Raw genomic sequence first — 22,873 nt, forward strand, 5'->3', positions numbered from 1 at the left:
AGCCAGCTCCCACATGTATCTGCGGTGTTCACAGGATTTATGCAGCGCAACAAAAAACTGTGGGAGCTGGCTTGCCGGCGATGAGGCCAATGCAGCCACCTAATTTTCAGGATCAGAAGACAAACCGTCCGTCAAACACCGGCTTGTCATCCAGCGCCAAAACGCCGCCCGAGAAGATCAGGTCCAGGTGATGACTGCCCTTGGCCCCACCGCCCAAACCAAGGTGCAACCCGCAGTGCCGCTCCTCAAACCCGGCATTGCGCGCATACAGATCTTTCACGCCTTCGTTAGTGCCAATCCCCAGCTCTTCAATCCGCCGGTTCGACGGATTGGCGTCCAGGTACTTGTTGAAATCATGCTCCAGCCCCGGCACGTCGGTGGCGATGCGGCTGATGGTCGAGTTTTCGATCCACAACTCCAGTGGCGATTCCAGAACTCCGTATTTGCGCGCAAACGGAATGGTGCTGAGGAATGTGCCCTTGAATTTCACATGGCCGTTGATGGCTTCACTGTGCGTGGCGATTTCGCCGGGGGCGAGGTCGAAGTTACCGACGCCGTTGATGTCGGTCCACTTCTTGATGCTGCTCAGCGGCGTTTCAAACCATGAGCCGTCGTCGTCCTTGAAACTCAGCGTGGTCGCTTGGGACATACGCTGAATCAGGTGGCTGTTCAGCCCGGCGATGCGTTGCGGGGTGACGCTGAAGGTGTCGTAGAAATAATCGCCGTAATCCTTGAACAGCAGCGACTTCTTCCAGTTTTCCGCCATCACGCCTTGCAGCGCACGGACGAATTCCGGGCCGTCGGGGCGTGGGTTGGGCAGGGTGGAAGAGTCGTAGAAGAAAATGTACAGATCGCTGTCGGTGATTGCCGAGGTCAGCGCTGCAGTGCTTTCCAGGTCCAGACGTCGGGCGCTGAAGTGGAAGCGAGGATGATCGCCGGCCTGTTCGGCGATCGCGCCGGTCAGCGCTGCGTAATCAGCCGTGTGGCCGAGCAATACCTTCGCCGAGTCGAGGCCGGCAAGGGCAGGGTGATGTTCGAGGTAGTAAAGGAAATGCGAGATCGCGCGGGGCTTATCCATGAGTCCTCCCTGACTGACCGTGAAGAAAGCGGCAGGCACGACCGGCCGGATCGTGCCTGCCCGGGATGTCTTACAGAGGCCACATCGCTGTGCCGAACGGAACCACCGCGTCGGCTTGCATCATTTCTACAGCCGCCTCGTGGGTCGGTGCTTCAAACCATTCGTCCAGTTGCAGTTCGGTATCCAAGTCTTTTTCCAGTGCTTGCATGGTCGATCTCCTAGATGACTTTCACGGTTGTGACTGGCCGGTCGAGGTGGCCGGCAAGACGTGAAGAACCTAGTTCAGGGTTTTTTGTAATGCAAAAAATTATTCATTTAATTTTTAAATAGACTTTTTATTCTGTTTTTACGCTCGGTTTTTCTTATTTAAAAACAAAAAACTAAGTCATGGTTTTCATTAGCAAGCTAGCTACCGTCAATTTGCAGACGTCTGACAGAATTTTCTGAAATGGAAACTCTGCGTTACGCATCGTAAAGAAATGTTTACGAAAATGCCGCTAAAACCGAGTGAATCCAACCCGCCATGAGCGCTGTAAGGAAAACCTGCCGAAGCCCGCTTCACCGCAGGCTGCGCAGGGCTCTGGCGCGCTTGTTTCAGCGGCGTTTGCAGGGTGAGATGCGCCCCATGCCTGTCGTGCAGGTGCATAACAAGAAGGAGGCGCAATGAACGCCGTGACTGATCTCCACCTCTCTCCGTGGGACGGTTTTTTCCTCGTCCACGCCGATGGCCTGCAAAGGCCTGACTCATTTTTTGCAGCCGCTCGAGCATCTCGAAGCGGACACACGCAATCCCGGCAACCATCACGCTGATCCAGCGGGGTCTGGCAGCAGGGGGTTAGCGGTGTACAATGCGCCGCGTTTTAACTGTGACCCTCTGCGTAATCGCGCAAATCTCAAGGCTATCCGCCTTGTTCACTCCGTCGCGCCACAAGCGTTTCGGGTTCGATTTCGTCACAGATAAAAACAAACAGGTGACGCATGACCGTTGTAAATAAGCTGAACTCCTGGTGCCTGCGCTGGGGTTTGATCGGGGCTGCTTGAAATCGCAACCTGGCAGCAACGTCTACTGAACATCATCAAACCTTGCGTGAGACCTTTTTCATGAGTGGACAACCCTCGCAATCAGGCGAGCTGAAACGCGGCCTGAAAAATCGCCATATTCAACTGATCGCCCTCGGTGGCGCGATCGGTACCGGATTGTTCCTCGGCTCGGCCGGGGTACTGAAATCCGCTGGCCCGTCGATGATCCTCGGCTACGCCATCTGCGGCTTCATCGCCTTCATGATCATGCGCCAGCTCGGCGAGATGATCGTCGAAGAGCCGGTGGCCGGTTCCTTCAGCCATTTCGCGCACAAGTACTGGGGCGGCTTTGCCGGTTTCCTGTCGGGCTGGAACTGCTGGATTCTGTACATTCTGGTGGGCATGTCGGAGCTGACCGCGGTCGGTAAATACATCCACTACTGGGCGCCGGACATTCCGACCTGGGTTTCTGCGGCAGCCTTCTTCGTGCTGATCAACGCGATCAATCTGGCCAACGTCAAAGTCTTCGGTGAAGCCGAATTCTGGTTCGCGATCATCAAGGTCGTGGCGATCGTCGGCATGATTGCGCTCGGCAGCTACCTGCTGGTCAGCGGTAATGGCGGCCCGCAAGCTTCCGTGAGCAACCTGTGGTCGCACGGTGGGTTCTTCCCGAATGGTGTCAGCGGTCTGGTGATGGCCATGGCGATCATCATGTTTTCCTTCGGCGGTCTGGAAATGCTCGGTTTCACCGCTGCTGAAGCCGACAAGCCGAAGACCGTGATCCCGAAAGCGATCAACCAGGTGATCTACCGGATCCTGATTTTCTACATCGGTGCACTGGTTATCCTGCTGTCGCTGACTCCATGGGACAGTCTGCTGGAAACCCTCAACGCGTCCGGCGATTCGTACAGCGGCAGCCCGTTCGTGCAAGTGTTCTCGATGCTCGGCAGCAACACCGCCGCGCACATCCTCAACTTTGTGGTCCTGACTGCTGCGTTGTCGGTGTACAACAGTGGTACCTACTGCAACAGCCGCATGCTGCTGGGCATGGCCGAGCAGGGCGATGCGCCGAAAGTGTTGGCGAAAATCGACAAGCGCGGCGTGCCGGTGCGTTCGATTCTGGCTTCCGCAGCGGTGACGCTGGTCGCTGTGCTGCTCAACTACCTGATCCCGCAGCACGCGCTGGAACTGCTGATGTCGCTGGTGGTTGCGACGCTGGTGATCAACTGGGCGATGATCAGCTTCTCGCACTTCAAGTTCCGTCAGCACATGAACAAGACCCGGCAGACGCCGCTGTTCAAGGCGCTGTGGTATCCGTACGGCAACTACATCTGCCTGGCGTTCGTCGCGTTCATCCTCGGCGTGATGCTGCTGATCCCGGGCATTCAGATCTCGGTGTACGCGATTCCGGTGTGGGTCGTGTTCATGTGGGTCTGCTACGTGATCAAGAACAAGCGCGGTGCGCAGCAGGCCGTGCACGCGGCAGGTGCTGCCAAATAAGCGCTGACGCAGAAACACAAAACCCGGCCTGAGTGCCGGGTTTTTTTATGGGTGCAAATATTGGTGCGCTATTGATAGTCGGCGAGAGGATAGTCCCTGCACAGGGTTTTGACCTCTGAACGAAACTGCGCGAGGAGCAGCGGTTCCAGGGTGTAATCCTGTTCGCCGAGCGGCGCTACCGTGTTCAGAATCCGCACGATCAAATCGACGATCTGGCGGCTGCCGTGGACATCGACCCGGCGTTGCGCCAGCGCAGCGGTGCCGATACGCAGCCCGCTGGTGACAAGTGCCGAACGGGGATCGTCGGGTACGCGATGTTTGTTGACGATGATTCCGCAGTGCCCCAGCGCCGCCTCGGCGATAGCCCCCGTGATGCCACCCCGCAAGCGCACCAGCACCGTGTGGTTTTCACTGCAGCCGCCAACCACTTCATAATCCTTGGCCTGAAACGCTTTGGCCATTTCATCCGCCGTGCTGCGGATCTGCGCCATGCAGGCATCGAATTCTGCGGACATTGCATAACCCAGCGCGGCAGCCTTCGCAGCGATCATGTTGGCAGCAGGCGCGCCCTGCATTCGCGGGTAAACGGCTTGATCAAGCAGGCGACTGAAGGTGGTCCTCAGGCCGGGAATCTTGGTGTTCGCATCAGCACCGCTGAGAATCACGCCGCCGCGAGGCCCGGCGAGTTGCTTGTGCGTGCAGGTGACGGTGACGTGGGCTGCGTCGATCGGACTTGGGTGGCGCCCGGTGGCGACCAGCCCGGCGATATGCGAAATATCGGCGAGCAGGATGGCCCCGGCTTCATCGGCAATTTCGCGAAACCGCTTGAAGTCCACTTCGCGCGAATAGGCGCTGGCGCCGCAGAGGATGACGCGTGGGCGGTGGGCGAGTGCGAGCAGGCGCACCTTGTCGTAATCGATCAGGCCGTCTGCTGTCGTGCCGTACTGGATCGCCTTGTAGTAGGCGCCGGAAAACGCGGCGAGGCTGCCATGCGTGAGATGGCCACCGTGTTCCACCGCCATACCCAGCAAGGTGTCGCCAGGCTCAAGTAACGCTGTGAGCACCTGGTAAATGGCGGTCGACGCCGAGTGCGGCTGCACGTTGGCGTATTGAGCCGTAAACAGTTGCCGCGCCCGGCGGATGGCCAGCGATTCGACCCGCTCGACATTCTCGCACCCAGCACTGTGACGCTTGCCGGACATGCCTTCAGCGGTCACGTTGACCAGCACGGAAGCGCAGGCCGCCAAGGTTCGCGGCTGGACTGCGCAGGAGGAGGAGACCAGTGAAAGCGTGTGCTGTTGGCGCGTCACTTCAGCGTCGAGAATGGCCGCCAGTTCGGCGTCTTCTGCGCGGAGATCTGCCAGACCGCGTCGCAGCAAGTCAGCCTGGTTCTTGAGTGGTTCAGTAATGACTGCCATTGCTTATTCCTTCCCTGGTTTTGCGTGATTTGCGCATGTCCTTGCTTGCCAGATCTGTACAGGCGAATCCGTGTTTTGACCGCTGTGCGCGCAAAACTAAACCCTGTACAGGCCTCCCGGTTTTTCGTTCTTTCACTCTCGAGAATGGGACGCCGGATTGACGCATCATAAATTTTTCAGTGAGGAACGCCACAGAATTAATCAAAAAAATGAACATTCTTCAAAGAAAATGATTCTTTTTGTGGTCGCGTCGGGTGTAAAACAGGCATTGCCCGGTGCCGATTTTCCGGCCTTGGGTGGAAGTCGAAAGGAACTGACGAGTCCGTACGGAGGCTGAAATGACCCCCGCACGTTGGCGGAAGCAGCCTGTGAAAGCTGACTTTTTATACCGAACCCAGGGAGGGAGAATGCTATGATCCTGCGCGGCACTGACAGGGATATAACTGCAATTTCCTACCTCACTTGTGTATGTCCGGAATGATCATTCGGGACGTGACATTGATTGCAGTTAAAAATGGATGATAAGCATGTGATGCACAGAAGAGAAAGATCGGAGAATCTGAAGAACAACATCAAATACCTGATCAAGAGTCGCGGGGAAACTCAGTTGTCCCTGTGCCACTCCAGTGGTTTGACCCGCACGACCATCTATAACATTCTTGAAGGCAAGGTGGTCAATGTACAACAGTCCACTGTGCGCAAGATTTCTGATTTCTTCGGCGTGTCTTACGAGGAAATAGAGACGATTGATTTTGAAGAAAAGGAAATCATCGAAAGCAGTATTTCGCCACAGGGGAATATGAATCCGGCGGCGGTTCCGGTGATTACAGAAAGTCTGCTGCTGCAAAGTCTGGATAAGAGAATTGGTGAGTTGGCCACGATTTATCCACTGACTTACTATTTTGGCGCGTCCTTTAATCTGATTGGCGTTTTGCTGGAAAATGAAATCAGCGGCATGAATGAACCCGGCGATCTATTGATCGTGCAGAAAGGAGCGTCGACCAGCGACAGGGAAAAGCTGGTGTATGACAAAATCACAGCGAAGTTATCTATAAGCCATGAAGGCAACTTTGATACGGATCGTGTATGCGTGATCGGAGATGTAATCGAGGAACGATTTAATGGATTGCAGTGTTGAGTTGGAAAACAGCAAGTACAAATTGCTGGGATTCGAAAATGGAAAAAGCCTGGCCGTCATCATGGTCATCGCGACAGGCAAAATAATTAAAATAAAGCTAAGTGAAGTGTTGAATAGTGAGATTATGGATAATCTGAATAAAATCGAAGTGAAAAACCTCTACAAGAAGTTTTACTCCCAAGGCGGAGCACTCACCGCTTACGAAATCAATGACCGGCATGAGAGTTCCTGGATGATCTACATCATCCTGAACCTGATGCTGTTCACGCTTTACATTTTTACCAGTATTGCAGCGACAAAACCGATCTACCTCGAGTATTTCGATATTGTCGTAACGCCGGGCACTTTCCTCTATCCGCTGACGTTTCTGATCGTTGACTTGCTCAATGAAACGTTTGGCCTGAGGCTCGCGCGAAAAGCGATTCTGTTCGCGTTCATCAGCAACGCCGCGATTATCATTCTGCTGGCCATCACGACTCATCTTCCGGGTCTGCCGGGCTGGAAACTTGATGGCGCTTACAATGATGTTATCAGTCAGTTGTCAGCAGTTCTGGTAGCGTCTTCTATATCGTTTTTGGTTTCCGAGAACATAAACTCGTACCTGTTGTGCAAGATTAAAGAGCTGACAAATTCCAGGTTTCTGTTTTTGCGAGTATTTTTAAGCACGTTGTTTGCCGTTATCATCGACAGTTTTCTGTTCTGCTATATTGCGTTTTACGGAACAATGGAAAATAGCGCGATACTGGGCATGATCTACGTTCAGATCGCAATCAAGGTAGGTTTCGCGTTCTTTAATATCTTGCCGGCCTACGGCGCAAGATCATTGTTCAAGAAGTACCTGACGGGTGCGCAAACGCAGTAAGCAGAGGAGGGCGCTCACTCGGCACGTTGTTGCCAACATGCTTGAGTGAGCGCTCCTTGTTGCAGTATTACTTTAAGCCAAGTTTCTCTTTCAAACGTTGAGTCACTTGTACCTTATTGTTCAGGAACTCATTCAAGCCTTTGGCGCGAAGATTACAGGCATCACAATCGGAACATCCAGTACCTTTGATGCCGTTGTAGCAAGTCAGTGTTTCCTCGCGAACCAGATCCAGCTGATGGTGGTAATCCGCCAAGGCCCAGGTTTCTGCCTTGTTCAGCCACATCAATGGCGTATCCAGTTGCAGCTTGTAATCCATGCCTAATTCAAGGGCTTTATTCAAGGCCTTGACGAATTCATCCCGGCAATCGGGATAGCCCGAGAAGTCGGTTTCACAGACACCGGTAATGACCGTTTTGGCCTGGACTTGATAGGCATAGATAGAAGCCAGCGTCAGAAACAAAATGTTCCGCCCTGGAACGAAGGTGCTTGGCAGGCTCTCGCCAGAGCTATTCACGGTCGGAACCGGAATGTTATCGCGCGTCAGGCTGCTGATGGCTAGCTCATTGAGCAAGGACACATCCAGCGTTTTATGCACGGTCACACCGAGCTTTTTCGACAGATGCTGCGCCACTTCAATTTCCGCGTGATGACGCTGACCATAGTCAAACGTGATGCAGTGGACTTCATCGTAGTGGGTCAGGGCGTGGATCAAGCACGTGGTGGAGTCCTGCCCGCCGCTGAATACGATAACTGCTTTGTTGGTCATGGTTATGCTTCCTGCATTGAGGTCTTAAGGGCAAAGGGGGAGATGATACTCGAAATAGGGTTGGAGCTCGGTGCAGAGTCCAGAGGCGCGCGTGAGTCCGCGAGCGGCTATCTTAAGGTGGAGTGAGGCTTCAATACCTGAATAATAGGCATGTTAAATAGCAAACGTTTTTAGCTCGTTGCTAAAAGCAGAGGGATTTAAACAACTGGCACGGCGCCCGGTGTGGCCAGCGCCACTTGCTCACCGCACTTGCGCCCAAACACTAGCTTTTCCATCGCTTCGACAAAAGTTCTGCCCTGCAGCCAGAACCCGTCATGAATGAAACTCAAGGCGTAGCAGCGACCTTTTTCGTCCATCAACAGTGCAGCGTGGCCATGATGAATTTCGGCGATGTTCACCAAGGTGCTGCCCAAGCGTTGCTGCCAAGCCAAGAAGTCTTCATCTCCATACAGGTGTTCAAAGGCGCCAAACGCTACATCGCTGGTAGCGCAGTCTTCGCCTGTGCCGCAGGTGCCGACGGTCAGGCCGGCCAGTTGTTCGAGCAGAGCAGCGGCTGGATGCTCGCGCGGGACGAAATCCGGCAATGGCACGATATGGGTCACAGGCCAACCGGCAGCCAGGAACAGTGGGTGGAGAGTCTCGGGAAGTTCGATCAGCGGGTGCATTGGGAGCGTCCAGGCTTAGGCAGCGTTCTGCATTAACGGTCTTTTTTATTGCACTGAATCGTTTGTCAACATTCAGCCGTACCGGGATACCTTGTCTCTGAGAGATGCCCCTATTTCAATGAGATTTTTCATGATAACTATTCCCCAGAATTAGTTTGCGCCGCACCAATAGCATATAAATTGGTTTGCCGCATGAGCATGTCGAGCTAAAGCTTTTCAATCAAACGATTAAACGCACGTGAGCAGCCTCGTTGCTTTGCATCTCTGATCATCGAATCGTGAGTGGACGGTTCAAACGTTTCGCGAACCGCTTTCTTTGCTATTTCATTGAACTGCACATTATCAAAATCACACTCTACCGTTGAAACCATATAAGAATTGCGCTTGGACCACTGGTCAAACCTTATGACGATTTTTTCGTCGAAAATCAGTGCCCCATCACTTTTATCCTCGAAGAAAAAGAACACCACGCGATTCGTATCGACATGCCCCATTGATGTAGCAAATGGCTGTTTTCTCAAAAGCGATGTCAGCCTTACCCCACCTGCAATACCAAGTCCTCCCCCCAAACTCCCACGCGCAAAAAAATACTGCTTGAACACTACCGTTATTTTTCTACGAAAATAAGGAACGTCGTATGCTTTCTCGAAAGAATGAAAACCATTTGAATCGCCGATCATTTCAAAATCGGCGCTAATGAAATCCGACTCGGAAAGGCTGTCCAACCCAAAAATACTTGGCTGAAGATTACCCGAGCCCTCTATGAACAACTCAACAAGCTGATGGAAATCTGTAGAAATCATACTAGAAGAGTTGTTGCGCCTTGATCCACGCGGAAATCATTTTCTTTATTTCATCCATCAAGGATAGATTTCCGAATATAACAAGCTCACATCCCGCCTCTTTGTCTTGATACGAGGAAAGCTCATCAACATCCTCGTCTAATACTATTCTAAGAATCTGGCCATTCACCTCATTTCTTACAGAAAAAATTGGATTTCCATCCATGAACGGCGTGCCGTTTGAAAAGAATGTATTGTAAAAAGGCGCCTTGAATATTTCACTAGCGACTTCGTTTTTCTGAACCTCTAGATAAAAGAATTTATAAAAATCCTGCTCTAGTTGAAAATAGCTGTCTTTGTTGCTCAGGTAGTCATCAAACATTTCCCTACTCCACAAATGCTTTGCCAGTAATTACTTCGATATCAACGCGCTCACTTTTGGTATCTTTTACCTTGAACGTCTGACTGATATGCGCATCCGCTCCGCCGCACTTAGCCGCATTGTCAATATATTTGTCCGCCTTCTTGAATGCATCCTGTCGGGCTGCGAGGTCTTTTTTATTGAGTTTTCCTTTCAACTCCTCAAGCTTTTTCTTAGCGTCGCTAGCGGTCAGAGGCGTATCTTGGTTCCATGCGACAGACTCTTCAAGCTTGGCACCTTGAGCTTGAATACGTCCTCTGTGGGCTGCCAATCCTAAAGGATCGACCCACCCCATAGGATTCGGGGCATACTGATAAATATTTATGCCACCCTCATAACTTATTGGGTCCTTACTGATGAACCGCCCAACCCCCGGATCATAGTACCGATGCCGGTTGTAATGCAGCCCCGTCTCATGATCGTGATACTGCCCCTGGAACCGTATCGGGTTCATCACGCCATGCTGCCGCGCCCATTCCGAACGCTGCTCCGTCACCTGCCCCCACGCCTTGTACTGCGCGGTCCACGCCATGTTGCCTTGCGAGTCCGTCAATTCCTGCGGCGTGCCGAGGTGATCACACTGATACCAGGCCAACGCATCAAACGGTAATGCCGTTGCCTTGTGATTCCACACCGGGTCGTCATCGAGGCTGTAGTCACCGCTGTAATCCGGCAGCCCAATCAGATCGATCGGCGCGTGCCGCACAGCCTGTGCCACAGGGACAAAAGTGCCCGGTTCGAAGACGTAGTGCACCGTGCGGCCGGGCTCGCCATCGCTTTGTGCCGGGCTGCTTTCCCACGCGAGGTTGTCGCCATCCCAACCATACAAGGTGAAACCGCAGCCGAGTTCACGCTGTTTGCGGGCGTGCTCGTTTCTGTTCCAGAGAGAGCCGGCTTCAGGACGCTGTTTGTAATGCGCGCGGGAGTTTTTGTGCAGGCGGCGTCCCAGTGCGTCGTAGGCGAAATCCACGCTTAGGCGCGGGTCTTCGAAATGCACCAGTCGATCAAACAGGTCCCAGCGCAGGTCGCTGCGTTGGCCGTTGTGCCAGCGCTGGATCTGGTTGCCGCGTTCGTCGTATTCGTAGTGGGTGCCGGCGTATTCGCGCAGCAGGTTGTCGACCAGTTTGCTGCGTGGTGGGGTCAGGTCCAGTGGGCGGCGAATTTCTGTCGCTTTGTCGTCGAGCAGGTTGCCGGCCGGGTCGAAGGCGAAGGTTTCCACGCCTTGACGTGTGGTGGCGCTGAGCAGTCGGCCGACCGGATCGTAGCGATAGGCGAGCGGCCCGCGGCGGCTGTCGTTGATGTCGGTCAGTTGGCCGGCGGCGTCGTAGCTGTACTCGCGTTTGAGCAGGGTGGATTTGTCGTCGCTGCGTCCCAGCAACTGTTCCTGCAAACGGCCGGCCGGGTCCCAGCTCTGGGTTTGCAGCAGGTGGTTGCCTTGATGGCGGGCGACTTCGCGGTGCAGGTCGTCGCGTTCGTAGCCGATCAGTTCGTGCTCATCCAGGCGCAAGCCGAGCAGGTGGCCGCTGCCGTACGTCAGCCAGCTGACGCGGTGGCCGTCGGGGCGCACGCTGGCGACTCGTTGGTTGAGCACGTCGTACTCGTGTTGCCAGATCGCGACGGTGGGTTTTTCCAGTCCGAGGTAATGCTGGTGCTCGCGCAGCAGATTGCCGGCCGGGTCATGGAACCATTGCAGGCGGCTGTCGGCGTTGTCGGCCAGCACCAGGTTGCCGTTGCCATCGTAGGCAAAGGTTTCGCTTTGCGACTGGTCGCCCAGAGTGGCGCGACGCTCGGTCAAGCGGCCCATCGGGTCGAAGCTCAAAGAGATGACGCGTTGGCCATTGATCGATTGCGCGAGGCGGCCGGTGAGTGGGTCGTACTGATAGCGCGTGCTGCGGCCGTCGAAACCGCGCTCTTCGAGCAGACGACCGACCGGGTCGTAGTGGAAGTGCGCGCGTTGTTCGTTTTCGTTTTCCAAAGCCGTTAACCGTCCGAGACGGTCCCAGCGATAGCGCAGGGTTTGTTCGGCTGCGTCGATGCGTTCGGCGATCAAACCGGCGGCGCTGTAGCTCCACGTGGTGCAACGATCAAGTCCATCAACGTGCGCCAACAACCGACCTTCGGCGTCGCGCTCAAAGCGCTCTTCGGTCTTGTCCGGGTGCTTGATCAACACCAATTGGCCGGCCTTGTATTCGTATTCGGTGGCGTTGCTGGCAGCGTCGGTGAAGCAGATCATCTGCCCCAGTTCGTTGTATTCCCACGTGCTGGTCTTGCCCGAGCAATCGACGTACTCGACCAGTTGCCCGGCGTCGTTGTAGTCGAGGGTTTTTTCGTTGCCGTTGGCGTCCTTGATCGCGGTGGGCTGGCCGGTCTTGTTGTAGGCGTATTCGGTTTTGTTGCCCAGCGGATCGAGCGCTTCGACCAGGTTGCCTTGATCGTCATAGGCGCGCTGCCACTGACCGCCTTCGGCATCGCTGATCTTGATCAGCAGGTCCTGATCATCGTAGGCGTAATGCATCACCGTGTGATCGGCGCGGATGTGTTCGAGCAGGTTGCTGCGCTCATCGTAGCTGTAGCGATCGGTGCTGCCGTCGGCATTGACGCGGCGCACGATGTTCTTCGCTTCGTCGCGGAAGAACCATTCCGAACGTTCATCGGCGTAACGGATGCGGTAGGTGTAGCCAAGGATGTCGTAGTAGTGCCAAGTATCGTTGCCGAGCGCGTCGGTGACGTAGGTCAGACGAATGTTCTCGTCCCACTCCAGGCGCGTGTCGAAACTGCCGTCGTCGGCCCATTCGCGCACGGCTTTGGCCTTGGCGCTCTGACCATCCCACTGCAGGTTCATGCCGCGCCCGGTGCGGTCGGTGTAGCGGGTGATCAGGTGATGCTGGAACTGATACGACCAGACTGCACCGTTCTCGTCCTGCGCCTGAATCAGGTCGCCATAGGCGTCGTACTGGTAGGCGCAGAGCTGGCGCAGTGGTTCGCCGTCAACGATCTGCCAAAGGCCGATAAACCGGCCGTGATCGTCGATCATCGTGCCGAGGTGCAAATGGACTTTGGTGAAGTCGTTTTCCTGATAGGTGATCAGATCCGAGAGCACCGAGTGTTCGCCGTGACGATGCTCGTAATGCAGCATCACTCCGGCGCCGTTACGCAGCGAGATATTGCTCAGCACAAAGCGCTGGCCACGGCGGACGTAGGTTTCCTTGCGCTCGAAACCACGGCACAGCAGCAGTTGATCTTCGCTGTTGCGGACCAGGGTGATGTTTTCGATGGCGTCGTAGTGGAACAGGCCGACTTTAGGCAACGGATAGCTGTGGTCGCGGCCGTCGGCGCTGTAGAACGTCAGGCCATCGTCCACGCAGTCGAAACGTGTGGTGAATTCGCTGATCCAGCGAGCGCCGAGTTCGCTCTGATCGTAGGCTTCGAGGCGCGAGTTGTAGGTGCGCGTCCATTCGATCGGGAAGGGGCCGGGCAGGCTGAAATCGGTATGGCTGAGGCTTTCCGAACCCAGGGCGAAATTGATGCTGTATGGCGTGGCGCAGTCACAGGGACCTTTCTCTGGATTGGGCGCGCTTTTCGCTGGGGCTTGCTTGTTGTTAACACCCAATTCGCCTTCCGCTGCAGTGTGGGTGGCCTTACCGGTCTTCTCCGTATGGACCGCGGCGTTCTGGCCATGGGCATTGCGCTTGCGCCACAGGGTCACGGCGCTGGAGAGGATCTGCAGCAGCCAGCCGATGGAGTTCTGCACATTTTTATCGTCGAGCTTGCTCAACTGCGTGCGCAGTTCCGGGCCCATCGCGCGCAGTTTGCCGGTCTCGGTGGTGATCTGTGTCTGGAGCTTGGTCGACACCAGATTCTGCGCGACGCTGTTGGCCAGGCCCTTGCCTGCCGCTTTCAAGGCGCTGTTGGCAGCCGCTAAAAAGTTGTCGGCCGTCGCGAGGGGGTCGTTGAGCAGTTGGCCGCGCCCGACGCTTGCTCTTGCGCTGGCTTCCTCCAGATCACCCTTGGCATCAAACCGGCCAAGGGCCGTTGTTTCGATACCGGTGGCAATCTCGTTGATGATTTGTTCGCCGAGCTTGCCAGCGTCCGCCAGAATCCCCGGTAACTTGCCTTTGGCTTGCTCAACAAAGTCATCGAGGGTGCCGATGATCGAGGCGTTCAGGTGACCGACCAGCACCTCGATCACGGAAGTGCTGAGCAACAACTTGCCGCTGGCCCTCATCTCCTGACGTACCAGAAACAGCGTCGGCCGCAGGGTCATGCGCGCCGCCGCCATCGACGGCGGCAAAGGCAATACGCCAATCAGGTTGATGCCAAGGCTGGCCCACGTGAGCAAGTCGCGTTGCTTGGCGTCCGACAGGGTGACGATGTCACTCAGCGCATCGACCAGTGCCATGATGTTGCCGACCACCGGCAAGAAACCGGCGTAGTTCTTGATCCGGTCAAGCGTAACCACACCATCGGTGGCGGATTGCAGCCAGGCATCGAAAGCCGCTGCACTGCTGGCGACGTCCTGAACGTCGATGGCATTGAGTGGAACGATGGCAGCTTGGGGCTCACGTTTTGCGACAGCAGTTTCAGTGGTCATTACGTCATCTCACCCGGCGACAAGGTCCGGGCTTCGCGGGCAAAAATTGAAGACCTCAACGAGCGGGCGAGAAAAAGCCGCCTCTCAGAGGTACGCATCAAAGTCAAAAACGGGATTAGCTGACGACAGCGCCTTTCGGGCCACTGGCGATCAGTGCGGCGCCGCAGGCGGTTTTCATGCCGTCCAGTGCGATGGGTGTGCCATCGACGGTGTAGGTGCTGCTGCCCTCGGCAATCGGGAAAACCCCTTTGCACAACGGGCAGCTGACCTTGTGCCCGACCCCGGCAATCGGCTTGCCGTTGAGGTCGGTGCGGGAGAAGGCTTCGAGGACTTTGCCACCGTGAGTGGTGGAGTCGCCCAAGCGAATTGCGTCTTTCATTGCGTCATTCCTTTGACCGAGGATGGCTGGCTCGGCGAGCAATCCTGTCTTTCCTGCCTGCGTTCAGCAGGCGTTAATGCCGATTTGATATCAAAATCCGTGCCAGCCACTATATGGCCATTACGCAGCAAGGGTTTGCGCCGGATGACTGCGGGATAAATCGATTTTTGCTGGGGAAACCGTCTCAAAGTGCGCAAGAAGTTGCGCAGTGCTGTGCAACTTCTTGCGCACTCGGCTACAGGGCCCGTGTGACATGGACTGGAGACTATTGACGGGCGTTTTTTTGACGACAGGTGCGCAAGAAGTTGCGCAGTTGGGCGGCTGATTGATTTCTGACAAATCGATGGCGATTGCTTTGGCTTCATCGCGAACAGGGGAAGGCCGGCAGTGGATCTTCAGCAGGTTCGAGGTCTGTTTCGCGGTATCCTGCGGGTTCTGATTACGGACGCTTTTCCATGCTGGTGATTTCCAACAACGTGCATCTGCCGGATGCCGAGATCGAACTGACCGCCATCCGCGCGCAAGGCGCCGGTGGGCAGAACGTCAACAAGGTCTCCAGCGCCATGCACTTGCGCTTCGACATTCCGGCCTCGTCCTTGCCCGAGTTCTACAAGGAGCGGCTGCTGGCGCTGCGTGACAGTCGCATCACCAGCGATGGCGTGCTGATCATCAAGGCCCAGCAATACCGCACGCAGGAAGCCAACCGCGCCGATGCGCTGGAGCGTCTGGTCGAGCTGATTCTCAGCGCCACCAAAGTCGAAAAGAAACGCCGCCCGACCAAGCCGACCCTCGGCTCAAAGAAGCGTCGGCTCGAATCGAAAACCAAGCGCGGCAGCATCAAGGCCGGGCGCGGCAAAGTGGACTTCTAGTCTTCGCGATACTTGGCGGTGTGCTTGTACAGATACACGCTCAGTGCCAATCCGCTTAGCGCGGCGAGGGCGGCGAACAGGAAGATGGACGCAAAACCGAAGCCTGCCGCAATCGCCCCGGCCAGCGGCCCGGTGATCCCTAGCGACAAGTCGATGAACAGCGAATAGGCGCCGACCGCTGCGCCACGGCTGGATGCGGGCACCAGATTCACCGCTTCCACACCCAGCGCCGGGAACACCAGCGAGAAACCAAACCCGCTCAACGCCGCACCGGCCAGCGCCCAGTGCGCGTCCGGCGCCAGCCACAACAGCAGCAGACCAAGGGTTTCCACCGACAAACAGGCAATCGCCACGCGAAAGCCGCCGAGGCGGTTGATCAGGTTGCCGAACAACAGCCGCGCGCCGATGAAGCTGGCGCCGAACAGGCTCAGGCACAACACGGCGTTGTCCCAATGTTGAGTCGCGTAATACAGGGTGATGAAGGTGGCGATGGTGCCGAAGCCGATCGAGCCCAGCGCCAGACCGCAGCCATGGGGAAACACTTTACCGAGCACATGCATGAACGGCAGACGCTCGCCGGCGACAATCGGTGCCGGCGTTTTCGGCCAGGCCAGCAACAGGCCCAGCGCGGCGAGCAGGATGATGCTGACGCCCATGCTCCACAGACCCAACTGGCTGACCAGCCACACGCCGAACGGTGCGCCGACCGCGAGTGCGCCATAACTGGCGATACCATTCCAGGAAATCACCTTGGCGGTATTTCCTGCGCCGACCCGACCGATGCCCCAGCCGATCGAGCCGGAGCCGACGAGGCTTTCCGCGCTGCCCAGCACCAGTCGACCGATCAACAGACTGATCAAACTGAGCATCGGCATGCTCGGTGTCCACGCCGAAATCAGCATGAACACACCGCTCAAGCCACACCCGGCGAGGCCAATCATCACCGCGCGTTTGCTGCCCTGGTTGTCGATGATCTTGCCAGCATACGGACGGCTGAGCAGGGTGGCGAGGTATTGCACACTGATCACCAGGCCGGCGATCACCGCACCAAAGCCCAGGTCACTGTGGACATAGCCCGGCAACACCGCGAGCGGAATGCCGATGTTCAGGTAACCGATAAAGGTGAAGAGGACGATGGAAACGACTTGCAGCGTAACCGCCAGGGGGCGCTGGGGTTCTGGCATAGAGGACGACATGGGTAACGATCCACGGGAGCGGCAGATTAGATAGGCTGCTTATGATACCGACGTGGACGGTTCTGGGGCGGGAAAAGTAAAACTATTTGCCGGGTGGACGCTTCAGGATTTGGCCGGGGCAACCAGTTGTGTGGTGACCAGCGCGGCCAGGGCGTTTTCCTCTGTGCCGAAACGGGCGAGCAGGGCGGCTTGTTTCTCGGGCGAGAGACGGTTCCAGATCTCGATCATTTTCTCGGTCGCGCCGATCAGTACGGCAGCTTGGCTTTCGGAGAATTCGTCGGTCATGGCGGGCTCGGGGTTCAGGCAGTGTGGAAAGCGCATGTTAGCGCTTTCCACACGGTCTGTACGACGGGTCTTACTCTTCGTTGTCGGCCGGGCGGCTCTCAACGGCTTCTTTCGGCTCGGGTTGCCCCGCGCCGGCTTGTTGCGTGGTCGTCTGCTCAGGTACGTGCAGGCTTGGGAAGGGGAGATTAGGAATCTCGTGCATGGTTGCGCTCCTCGCTAAGTCTGTTGATAGATCTGGTAGATCCGCGCTTTTAGAAAGCCTGCGAAGGATACAGCAGGAAAAATGACAATCAGACTTTTAATTCAAATTAATGCGACAGATGGCCGCAGGGGAGGCCCAGACGAGAGATTGATCGTTCCAACGCTCTGCGTGGGAATGCCTCAATGGACGCTCTGCGTCCGCTGTTGGGACGCAGAGCGTCCCGGGCTGCATTCCCACGCGGAGCGTGGGAGCGAGCAATGGGAGGGATTATTTGCAGACGTTGGCGATGGCTTCGGCCAGCAAGGCGAGGCGCGTAGCGTCGATACCGGCGACGTTCGCCCGGCCCGAGCTGACCATGTACACGCTGTGGTGCTCACGCAGTTGTTTCACTTGCTCCGGTGACAGGCCGGTGTAAGAGAACATCCCGCGCTGCACGCCAATGTGCGCAAAGCGCTCGCGCAAGCCGTGTGGCTCCAGCGCTTCGACCAAGCCGCTGCGCAGTTGCGCAATACGCAGACGCATGGCTTCCACTTCATCGGCCCAGCGGGCTTTCAGCTCTGGATCGGCGAGGATGGTCGCGACCACTGCCGCACCGTGATCCGGTGGCGTCGACCACAGGTTGCGAGCGATGTTGGCCAGTTGGCTGCGGATGTCGATGAGCTTGTCGGCGGTTTTCGCGCAGACGATCAGCGCACCGGTACGGTCGCGGTACAGGCCGAAGTTCTTCGAGCAGGAACTGGTGATCAGCAGCTCGGGCACTTCTGCCGCGAACAAGCGGGTCGACCACGCATCCTGCTCCAGACCGTCGCCAAAGCCTTGGTAGGCAAAGTCGATCAGTGGCAGCAGATCGCGCCTGCGCACCACGTCCAGTACACGCTGCCAGTCGTCATGATTCAAATCGAAACCGGTCGGGTTGTGGCAGCACGCGTGCAGCAGTACCACATCACCTTTCGGCACTTCGTTGAGCACCGCGAGCATGGCTTCGACGTCGAGGCGGTTGTCGCTGCCCACGTATGGGTAGTGACTGACCTTGACCCCGGCCGTGGCGAAAATGGTTTCGTGGATCGGCCAGGTCGGGTTGCTCAGCCACACGCCTTTGCCCGGCAGGCATTGGGCGATGAAGTCGGCGGCCAGACGCAGGGCACCGGTGCCGCCCGGGGTCTGAGTAGCGCCGGCACGCTGTTCGGCGATCAGCTTCGAGTCGGCGCCGAGCACCAGCTCATTGATGACTTTGCCGAACAGCGGGTTGCCGTGGCCACCGATGTAGGTCTTGGTGTCCTGGCTTTCGACCAGCCGCGCTTCGGCGATTTTCACCGCTTCCGGGATCGGCGTCAGGCCCTGAGCGTCCTTGTAGACGCCAACGCCCAAGTCGAATTTGCGCGGGTTGCTGTCCTGCGCATACGCCTCCATCAAGCCGAGGATCGGGTCGCCGGGTACCCGGCCGATGGCGTCAAAATGCATTACTTGCGTCCTTCTGCAGTCTTGGCCACTTCGTCAGTACGCGCGGCCATGATGAAGTCGTTGCGGTGCAGACCTTTGATCGAGTGGCTCCACCAGGTCACAGTGACTTTGCCCCACTCGGTCAGCAGGCCCGGGTGATGACCTTCGGCCTCGGAGATCTCGCCGACAGCGTTGGTGAAGGCCAGTGCGTGTTTGAAGTTCTTGAACAGGAAGACCTTCTCCAGTTGCATGATGCTGTCGCGCACTTCGATGTTCCAGTCAGGGATCTGCTTGATCAGGATCGGCAGTTCTTCGTCGCTGACTTGTGGCGCATCGGCGCGGCAGGCTTCGCAGTGGGCTTGGTTCAAAGTCGACATGGTGTATTCCTGAAATCGAGTGTGTTTTTTTTATTAAAGCGTTTGAGCTGTCAATGCCGTCACGCTAAACCAAAGTGGCGGCGACTGACAGGCTCAATTGTCAGCAAAAGTCGCGGTTCACGCGGCTTTCGGTTTCGGCGGAAATTTCGGTGCGTGCAGACCCAGCTGCATGCCTTGGCGAACCATGGCCATGATGTCTTCATGGGCCACATCGAACAGACGCTTGAGGTTCGGCAGGACAAAGTACAGCGGTTGCAGGATGTCGATGCGATACGGCGTGCGCATGGCTTCGAGCGGATCGAAGGCTTGATGCTCAGGCTCGTCCGACAGCGAGTAAACGGTTTCTTTGGGTGAAGACAGGATGCCGCCACCGTAGATGCGTTTGCCTTGCGGGGTGTCGACCAGGCCGAACTCGATGGTCATCCAGTACAGACGCGCTAGATAAACGCGTTCTTCCTTGGTGGCCTGCAAACCGAGTTTGCCGTAGGTGTGGGTGAATTCGGCGAAATACGGGTTGGTCAGCAGCGGGCAGTGACCAAAGATCTCGTGGAAAATATCCGGCTCTTGCAGGTAGTCCAGCTCTTCGCGGGTACGAATGAATGTAGCGACCGGAAATTGCTTGCTGGCCAGCAGTTCAAAAAACGTCTGGAAGGGGATCAGCGCCGGAACGCGGGCGACCTGCCAACCGGTGGTCTCGCCGAGCACCTTGTTGATCTCGCCGAGTTGCGGAATGCGGTCGTGGGGCAGACCGAGTTTTTCGATACCGTCCAGGTATTCCTGGCAGGCACGCCCTTCGATCACTTTTAGCTGGCGAGTGATCAGCGTGTTCCACACCGCATGTTCTTCGGCGGGGTAGTCGATAAAACCTTGCGCATCGGGCTCGCGGGCCACGTATTGCGTCTGCTTCATACTGCTCTCCTGCTAGGGGAATTCGTTCTTGTTATGTCCAGCGATGGATTCAGAATTACCTGAGAGCGGGTTGATGTGCAGCAGGTTGAATGGCCTGCGCGTAGGAAATTTCTCTCTAATTCGTAAAGTTATCGTTACGGTTTGACGGATATCTCGCTTTTACGGTGATTCACGGGTTTGAAAAGGCCGATGGCTGTCACATAATCTTGACAACTATCTGCGTGCCACCATAGAAAAGTCTGGCGCGGTCCCCTGTAGGAATGAGCCTGCTCGCGATAGCGGTGTATCAGTCAGCATCAATATCAACTGACCCAAAGCCATCGCGAGCAGGCTCACTCCTACAGGTTTCTCATCGTTTATTCGGGCGATTTATATGCGCATCAAAGTCCACTGCCAGAACCGCATCGGCATCCTGCGCGACATTCTCAACCTGCTGGTTGCCTATGGGATCAACGTCGCGCGCGGCGAGGTCGGTGGCGAGCATGGCAATGCGATCTACCTGCACTGTCCGAACCTGATCAATATTCAGTTTCAAGCGCTGCGCCCCAAGTTCGAAGCGATCGCCGGGGTGTTTGGCGTCAAGCGGGTAGGGCTGATGCCCAGCGAGCGGCGGCACATGGAGTTGAATGCGCTGCTCGGCGCACTGGAGTTTCCGGTGTTGTCGATCGACATGGGCGGCTCGATCGTCGCCGCCAACCGCGCGGCGGCGCAGTTGCTCGGTGTGCGCGTGGACGAGGTGCCGGGGATTCCGCTTTCGCGTTACGCCGAAGATTTCGACTTGCCGGAACTGGTGCGCGCGAATAAATCGCGAATCAATGGCATGCGGGTCAAGGTCAAGGGCGACATCTTTCTCGCCGACATCGCACCGCTGCAATCGGAGCACGACGACAGTGAAGCGATGGCCGGTGCCGTGCTGACCTTGCATCGCGCCGACCGCGTTGGCGAGCGCATCTACAACGTGCGCAAGCAAGAGTTGCGTGGCTTCGACAGCATCTTCCAGAGTTCGAAAGTCATGGCCGCCGTGGTGCGGGAAGCGCGGCGTATGGCACCACTGGATGCGCCGCTATTGATTGAAGGCGAAACCGGCACCGGTAAGGAGTTGCTGGCGCGTGCCTGCCACCTCGCCAGTCCGCGCGGGCAGTCGCCGTTGATGGCGCTTAACTGCGCCGGCCTGCCCGAGTCGATGGCCGAGACCGAGTTGTTCGGTTATGGCCCGGGTGCGTTCGAAGGCGCGCGCGCTGAGGGCAAGCTTGGGCTATTGGAATTGACCGCGGGCGGCACGCTGTTTCTCGACGGTGTCGGTGAAATGAGTCCGCGCTTGCAGGTGAAGTTGCTGCGTTTTCTGCAGGACGGTTGCTTCCGCCGGGTCGGCAGTGATGAAGAGGTTTATCTGGATGTGCGGGTGATCTGCGCCACCCAGGTGGACTTGTCTGAGCTGTGCGCACGGGGCGAGTTTCGCCAGGATTTGTATCACCGCTTGAACGTGCTCTCCTTGCACATCCCGCCGCTGCGCGAATGCCTCGACGGGTTAACCCCACTGGTAGAGCATTTTCTTGATCAGGCCAGTCGGCAGATCGGCTGCTCGCTGCCGAAACTGGCGCCGGCGGCGATGGATCGCCTCAGTCATTACCACTGGCCGGGCAACGTGCGGCAACTGGAGAACGTGTTGTTCCAGGCGGTTTCGCTGTGCGACGGCGGCACGGTGAAAGCTGAGCATATTCGTCTGCCGGATTACGGCGTGCGTCAGCCGCTTGGCGATTTCTCGCTGGAGGGTGGGCTGGACGAGATTGTCGGGCGCTTCGAGAAAGCAGTGCTGGAGCGGCTGTATTCCGAGCATCCGAGCAGTCGGCAGTTGGGTAAGCGGCTGGGGGTTTCGCACACCACGATTGCCAACAAGCTGCGTGAATATGAGGTCGGCAAAGATCCCGAAGCTTAAGATCAAAAGATCGCAGCCTTCGGCAGCTCCTACAGGAATACGCATTTCAAATGTAGGAGCTGCGGCACGCTGCGATCTTTTGATCTTTTGATCTTTTGATCTTTTGCCGCCAAGCGGCATAACACCGCCGGTTTTTCGACTTCGATACATTTCAAATTTCCTCTCGCCATCCCTCAAGTCCTTTGTTTACCGGGCCTTTGTGCGCCAGAAAAAAGTTGGTCTGCAAATTGCTTATGGCTCAGCAGTACAGCGGTGGGCGGCAAACGTCCGGCATGCAGAGGAAAGAGTGTGGACAAGTACCTTTATGTGGCAATGACCGGCGCCAGCCAGAATGCGCTGGCGCAAAAGGCGCATGCCAACAACCTGGCGAACATCTCCACCAACGGTTTTCAGCGCGACCTGGAGCAGGCGCGTTCGATGCCGGTGTTCGGTGACAGCTTTCCGGCGCGTGCGTTTGCCATGAGCGAACGGCCCGCCACCGACTTCACCCCGGGCTCGCTGGTGCAGACCGGCCGCGACCTCGACGTCGCGGTGACCGGCAACGGTTTCATTGCCGTGCAGAACCCGAACGGCGGCGAAAGCTACGTGCGCACCGGCAGCCTCAACGTCGACGCCCTCGGCGTGCTGCGCGCCGGCAACGGCATGCCGGTGATCGGCAACGGCGGTCCGATCGCCGTGCCGCCCGAGCAGCAGATCGAAGTCGGTGAAGACGGCACCATCAGTATTCGTGCGATGGGCGAAGGCCCGCGCGTCATGGCGGAAGTCGACCGGATCAAACTGGTCAACCCGGACATCAAGAACATGAACAAGGGCCTCGACGGCTCGATCTACACCAAGGACGGCCAGCCTGCGCCGGCCGATGCCAACGTCAAGCTGGTGTCGGGTTTCCTTGAGTCGAGCAACGTCAACGCCGTTGAAGAGATGACCTCGGTGCTGGCCTTGGCCAAGCAGTTCGAGTTGCACGTCAAAATGATGAACACCGCCAAAGACGACGACCAGGCCATGGCTCGGGTCTTGCAGATCAGCTAATTATCAGAAC

General features: G+C 56.9%; 21 protein-coding genes. 6 read left to right on the top strand and 15 right to left on the bottom strand.

Annotation, left to right across the window (positions count from 1 at the left end; translation table 11 throughout):
• Positions 1-112 precede the first annotated feature (112 nt).
• Together ACM6IN_RS12025 and ACM6IN_RS12030 are read right to left on the bottom strand one after the other, a co-directional pair.
• Positions 113-1,078: a leucyl aminopeptidase gene (locus ACM6IN_RS12025; protein ID WP_414916109.1), complete on the bottom strand. Its 966-nt coding sequence runs from the start codon at positions 1,076-1,078 to the stop codon at positions 113-115.
• A 70-nt stretch (positions 1,079-1,148) separates the two neighbouring features.
• Positions 1,149-1,286: a hypothetical protein gene (locus ACM6IN_RS12030; RefSeq protein ID WP_003222780.1), complete on the bottom strand. Its 138-nt coding sequence runs from the start codon at positions 1,284-1,286 to the stop codon at positions 1,149-1,151.
• 893 nt (positions 1,287-2,179) lie between these two features.
• On the opposite strand from ACM6IN_RS12030, the gene ACM6IN_RS12035 reads away from it, so the two are divergent.
• Positions 2,180-3,598 carry an amino acid permease gene (locus ACM6IN_RS12035; protein ID WP_007919666.1) on the top strand — a complete coding sequence of 473 codons (1,419 nt, stop codon included), beginning with the start codon at positions 2,180-2,182 and terminating at the stop codon, positions 3,596-3,598.
• A 68-nt stretch (positions 3,599-3,666) separates the two neighbouring features.
• Here ACM6IN_RS12035 and glyA read toward each other — a convergent pair whose 3' ends face one another.
• On the bottom strand, positions 3,667-5,016 hold the full coding sequence (gene glyA / locus ACM6IN_RS12040) for a serine hydroxymethyltransferase (RefSeq protein WP_414916110.1): 1,350 nt from the start codon (positions 5,014-5,016) through the stop codon (positions 3,667-3,669).
• Positions 5,017-5,548: 532 nt separating this feature from the next.
• On the opposite strand from glyA, the gene ACM6IN_RS12045 reads away from it, so the two are divergent.
• Both ACM6IN_RS12045 and ACM6IN_RS12050 read left to right on the top strand, forming a co-directional pair.
• Positions 5,549-6,154 (top strand): helix-turn-helix transcriptional regulator, encoded by a 606-nt coding sequence (locus ACM6IN_RS12045; RefSeq protein ID WP_414916131.1) that lies wholly within the window; start codon positions 5,549-5,551, stop codon positions 6,152-6,154.
• A complete protein-coding gene (locus tag ACM6IN_RS12050) occupies positions 6,138-7,016 on the top strand; it encodes a queuosine precursor transporter (RefSeq protein WP_007919658.1) in 879 nt (292 codons plus the stop codon). The genes ACM6IN_RS12045 and ACM6IN_RS12050 overlap by 17 nt, the downstream gene beginning before the upstream one ends.
• Positions 7,017-7,083: 67 nt before the next feature.
• On the opposite strand, the gene queC is transcribed toward ACM6IN_RS12050, so the two are convergent.
• The 6 genes from queC to ACM6IN_RS12080 form a co-directional block, all read right to left on the bottom strand.
• Entirely contained in the window at positions 7,084-7,782 is a 699-nt protein-coding gene (gene queC / locus ACM6IN_RS12055; protein WP_414916111.1) for a 7-cyano-7-deazaguanine synthase QueC, read from the bottom strand.
• 197 nt (positions 7,783-7,979) lie between these two features.
• On the bottom strand, positions 7,980-8,447 hold the full coding sequence (locus ACM6IN_RS12060) for an SUKH-3 domain-containing protein (RefSeq protein WP_007919654.1): 468 nt from the start codon (positions 8,445-8,447) through the stop codon (positions 7,980-7,982).
• 206 nt (positions 8,448-8,653) lie between these two features.
• On the bottom strand, positions 8,654-9,250 hold the full coding sequence (locus ACM6IN_RS12065; RefSeq protein WP_414916112.1) for a hypothetical protein: 597 nt from the start codon (positions 9,248-9,250) through the stop codon (positions 8,654-8,656).
• A 1-nt stretch (position 9,251) separates the two neighbouring features.
• Positions 9,252-9,611, bottom strand: a complete 360-nt coding sequence (locus tag ACM6IN_RS12070; protein ID WP_007919652.1) for a hypothetical protein — start codon at positions 9,609-9,611, stop codon at positions 9,252-9,254.
• Between the two features lie 4 nt (positions 9,612-9,615).
• Positions 9,616-14,241 carry an RHS repeat-associated core domain-containing protein gene (locus tag ACM6IN_RS12075; RefSeq protein WP_414916113.1) on the bottom strand — a complete coding sequence of 1,542 codons (4,626 nt, stop codon included), beginning with the start codon at positions 14,239-14,241 and terminating at the stop codon, positions 9,616-9,618.
• Positions 14,242-14,356: 115 nt separating this feature from the next.
• Positions 14,357-14,620, bottom strand: a complete 264-nt coding sequence (locus tag ACM6IN_RS12080; protein WP_007920142.1) for a PAAR domain-containing protein — start codon at positions 14,618-14,620, stop codon at positions 14,357-14,359.
• Between the two features lie 455 nt (positions 14,621-15,075).
• Here ACM6IN_RS12080 and arfB point away from each other — a divergent pair, with 455 nt between their 5' ends.
• Complete coding sequence (gene arfB, locus ACM6IN_RS12085; protein WP_007920134.1) at positions 15,076-15,489, top strand: alternative ribosome rescue aminoacyl-tRNA hydrolase ArfB; 414 nt, start codon at positions 15,076-15,078, stop codon at positions 15,487-15,489.
• Here the strand turns inward: arfB and ACM6IN_RS12090 are convergent.
• From ACM6IN_RS12090 to phhA, 6 genes are all read right to left on the bottom strand, one after another.
• A complete protein-coding gene (locus ACM6IN_RS12090; RefSeq protein WP_414916132.1) occupies positions 15,486-16,673 on the bottom strand; it encodes an MFS transporter in 1,188 nt (395 codons plus the stop codon). The genes arfB and ACM6IN_RS12090 overlap by 4 nt on opposite strands.
• 114 nt (positions 16,674-16,787) lie before the next feature.
• Positions 16,788-16,970, bottom strand: coding sequence for a hypothetical protein (locus tag ACM6IN_RS12095; RefSeq protein WP_414916133.1), 183 nt, complete (start codon positions 16,968-16,970; stop codon positions 16,788-16,790).
• Between the two features lie 70 nt (positions 16,971-17,040).
• The gene (locus ACM6IN_RS12100; RefSeq protein ID WP_016987951.1) at positions 17,041-17,172 is read right to left on the bottom strand and encodes a hypothetical protein; all 132 of its coding nucleotides are present in this window, start codon (positions 17,170-17,172) and stop codon (positions 17,041-17,043) included.
• Between the two features lie 267 nt (positions 17,173-17,439).
• Complete coding sequence (locus tag ACM6IN_RS12105) at positions 17,440-18,633, bottom strand: amino acid aminotransferase (RefSeq protein WP_095114166.1); 1,194 nt, start codon at positions 18,631-18,633, stop codon at positions 17,440-17,442.
• On the bottom strand, positions 18,633-18,989 hold the full coding sequence (locus ACM6IN_RS12110; protein ID WP_003222798.1) for a 4a-hydroxytetrahydrobiopterin dehydratase: 357 nt from the start codon (positions 18,987-18,989) through the stop codon (positions 18,633-18,635). Before ACM6IN_RS12110 ends, ACM6IN_RS12105 begins: the two co-directional genes overlap by 1 nt.
• Positions 18,990-19,106: 117 nt before the next feature.
• Complete coding sequence (gene phhA / locus ACM6IN_RS12115) at positions 19,107-19,898, bottom strand: phenylalanine 4-monooxygenase (protein WP_007920123.1); 792 nt, start codon at positions 19,896-19,898, stop codon at positions 19,107-19,109.
• Between the two features lie 373 nt (positions 19,899-20,271).
• On the opposite strand from phhA, the gene ACM6IN_RS12120 reads away from it, so the two are divergent.
• Both ACM6IN_RS12120 and ACM6IN_RS12125 read left to right on the top strand, forming a co-directional pair.
• The gene (locus tag ACM6IN_RS12120; protein ID WP_007920121.1) at positions 20,272-21,834 is read left to right on the top strand and encodes a sigma-54-dependent phenylalanine hydroxylase transcriptional regulator PhhR; all 1,563 of its coding nucleotides are present in this window, start codon (positions 20,272-20,274) and stop codon (positions 21,832-21,834) included.
• Between the two features lie 288 nt (positions 21,835-22,122).
• On the top strand, positions 22,123-22,863 hold the full coding sequence (locus ACM6IN_RS12125) for a flagellar basal body rod protein FlgF (protein WP_007920119.1): 741 nt from the start codon (positions 22,123-22,125) through the stop codon (positions 22,861-22,863).
• The last annotated feature ends 10 nt before the right edge of the window (positions 22,864-22,873 follow it).

Source organism: Pseudomonas sp. IT-P395 (genome assembly GCF_949767675.1).
Classification (GTDB): Bacteria; Pseudomonadota; Gammaproteobacteria; order Pseudomonadales; family Pseudomonadaceae; genus Aquipseudomonas.

Coding starts and splice junctions, on each gene's coding strand:
- ACM6IN_RS12025 (WP_414916109.1), bottom strand. CDS start 1,078: ATGGATAAGCCCCGCGCGATCTCGCATTTCCTTTACTACCTCGAACAT.
- ACM6IN_RS12030 (WP_003222780.1), bottom strand. CDS start 1,286: ATGCAAGCACTGGAAAAAGACTTGGATACCGAACTGCAACTGGACGAA.
- ACM6IN_RS12035 (WP_007919666.1), top strand. CDS start 2,180: ATGAGTGGACAACCCTCGCAATCAGGCGAGCTGAAACGCGGCCTGAAA.
- glyA (WP_414916110.1), bottom strand. CDS start 5,016: ATGGCAGTCATTACTGAACCACTCAAGAACCAGGCTGACTTGCTGCGA.
- ACM6IN_RS12045 (WP_414916131.1), top strand. CDS start 5,549: ATGCACAGAAGAGAAAGATCGGAGAATCTGAAGAACAACATCAAATAC.
- ACM6IN_RS12050 (WP_007919658.1), top strand. CDS start 6,138: ATGGATTGCAGTGTTGAGTTGGAAAACAGCAAGTACAAATTGCTGGGA.
- queC (WP_414916111.1), bottom strand. CDS start 7,782: ATGACCAACAAAGCAGTTATCGTATTCAGCGGCGGGCAGGACTCCACC.
- ACM6IN_RS12060 (WP_007919654.1), bottom strand. CDS start 8,447: ATGCACCCGCTGATCGAACTTCCCGAGACTCTCCACCCACTGTTCCTG.
- ACM6IN_RS12065 (WP_414916112.1), bottom strand. CDS start 9,250: ATGATTTCTACAGATTTCCATCAGCTTGTTGAGTTGTTCATAGAGGGC.
- ACM6IN_RS12070 (WP_007919652.1), bottom strand. CDS start 9,611: ATGTTTGATGACTACCTGAGCAACAAAGACAGCTATTTTCAACTAGAG.
- ACM6IN_RS12075 (WP_414916113.1), bottom strand. CDS start 14,241: ATGACCACTGAAACTGCTGTCGCAAAACGTGAGCCCCAAGCTGCCATC.
- ACM6IN_RS12080 (WP_007920142.1), bottom strand. CDS start 14,620: ATGAAAGACGCAATTCGCTTGGGCGACTCCACCACTCACGGTGGCAAA.
- arfB (WP_007920134.1), top strand. CDS start 15,076: ATGCTGGTGATTTCCAACAACGTGCATCTGCCGGATGCCGAGATCGAA.
- ACM6IN_RS12090 (WP_414916132.1), bottom strand. CDS start 16,673: ATGCCAGAACCCCAGCGCCCCCTGGCGGTTACGCTGCAAGTCGTTTCC.
- ACM6IN_RS12095 (WP_414916133.1), bottom strand. CDS start 16,970: ATGACCGACGAATTCTCCGAAAGCCAAGCTGCCGTACTGATCGGCGCG.
- ACM6IN_RS12100 (WP_016987951.1), bottom strand. CDS start 17,172: ATGCACGAGATTCCTAATCTCCCCTTCCCAAGCCTGCACGTACCTGAG.
- ACM6IN_RS12105 (WP_095114166.1), bottom strand. CDS start 18,633: ATGCATTTTGACGCCATCGGCCGGGTACCCGGCGACCCGATCCTCGGC.
- ACM6IN_RS12110 (WP_003222798.1), bottom strand. CDS start 18,989: ATGTCGACTTTGAACCAAGCCCACTGCGAAGCCTGCCGCGCCGATGCG.
- phhA (WP_007920123.1), bottom strand. CDS start 19,898: ATGAAGCAGACGCAATACGTGGCCCGCGAGCCCGATGCGCAAGGTTTT.
- ACM6IN_RS12120 (WP_007920121.1), top strand. CDS start 20,272: ATGCGCATCAAAGTCCACTGCCAGAACCGCATCGGCATCCTGCGCGAC.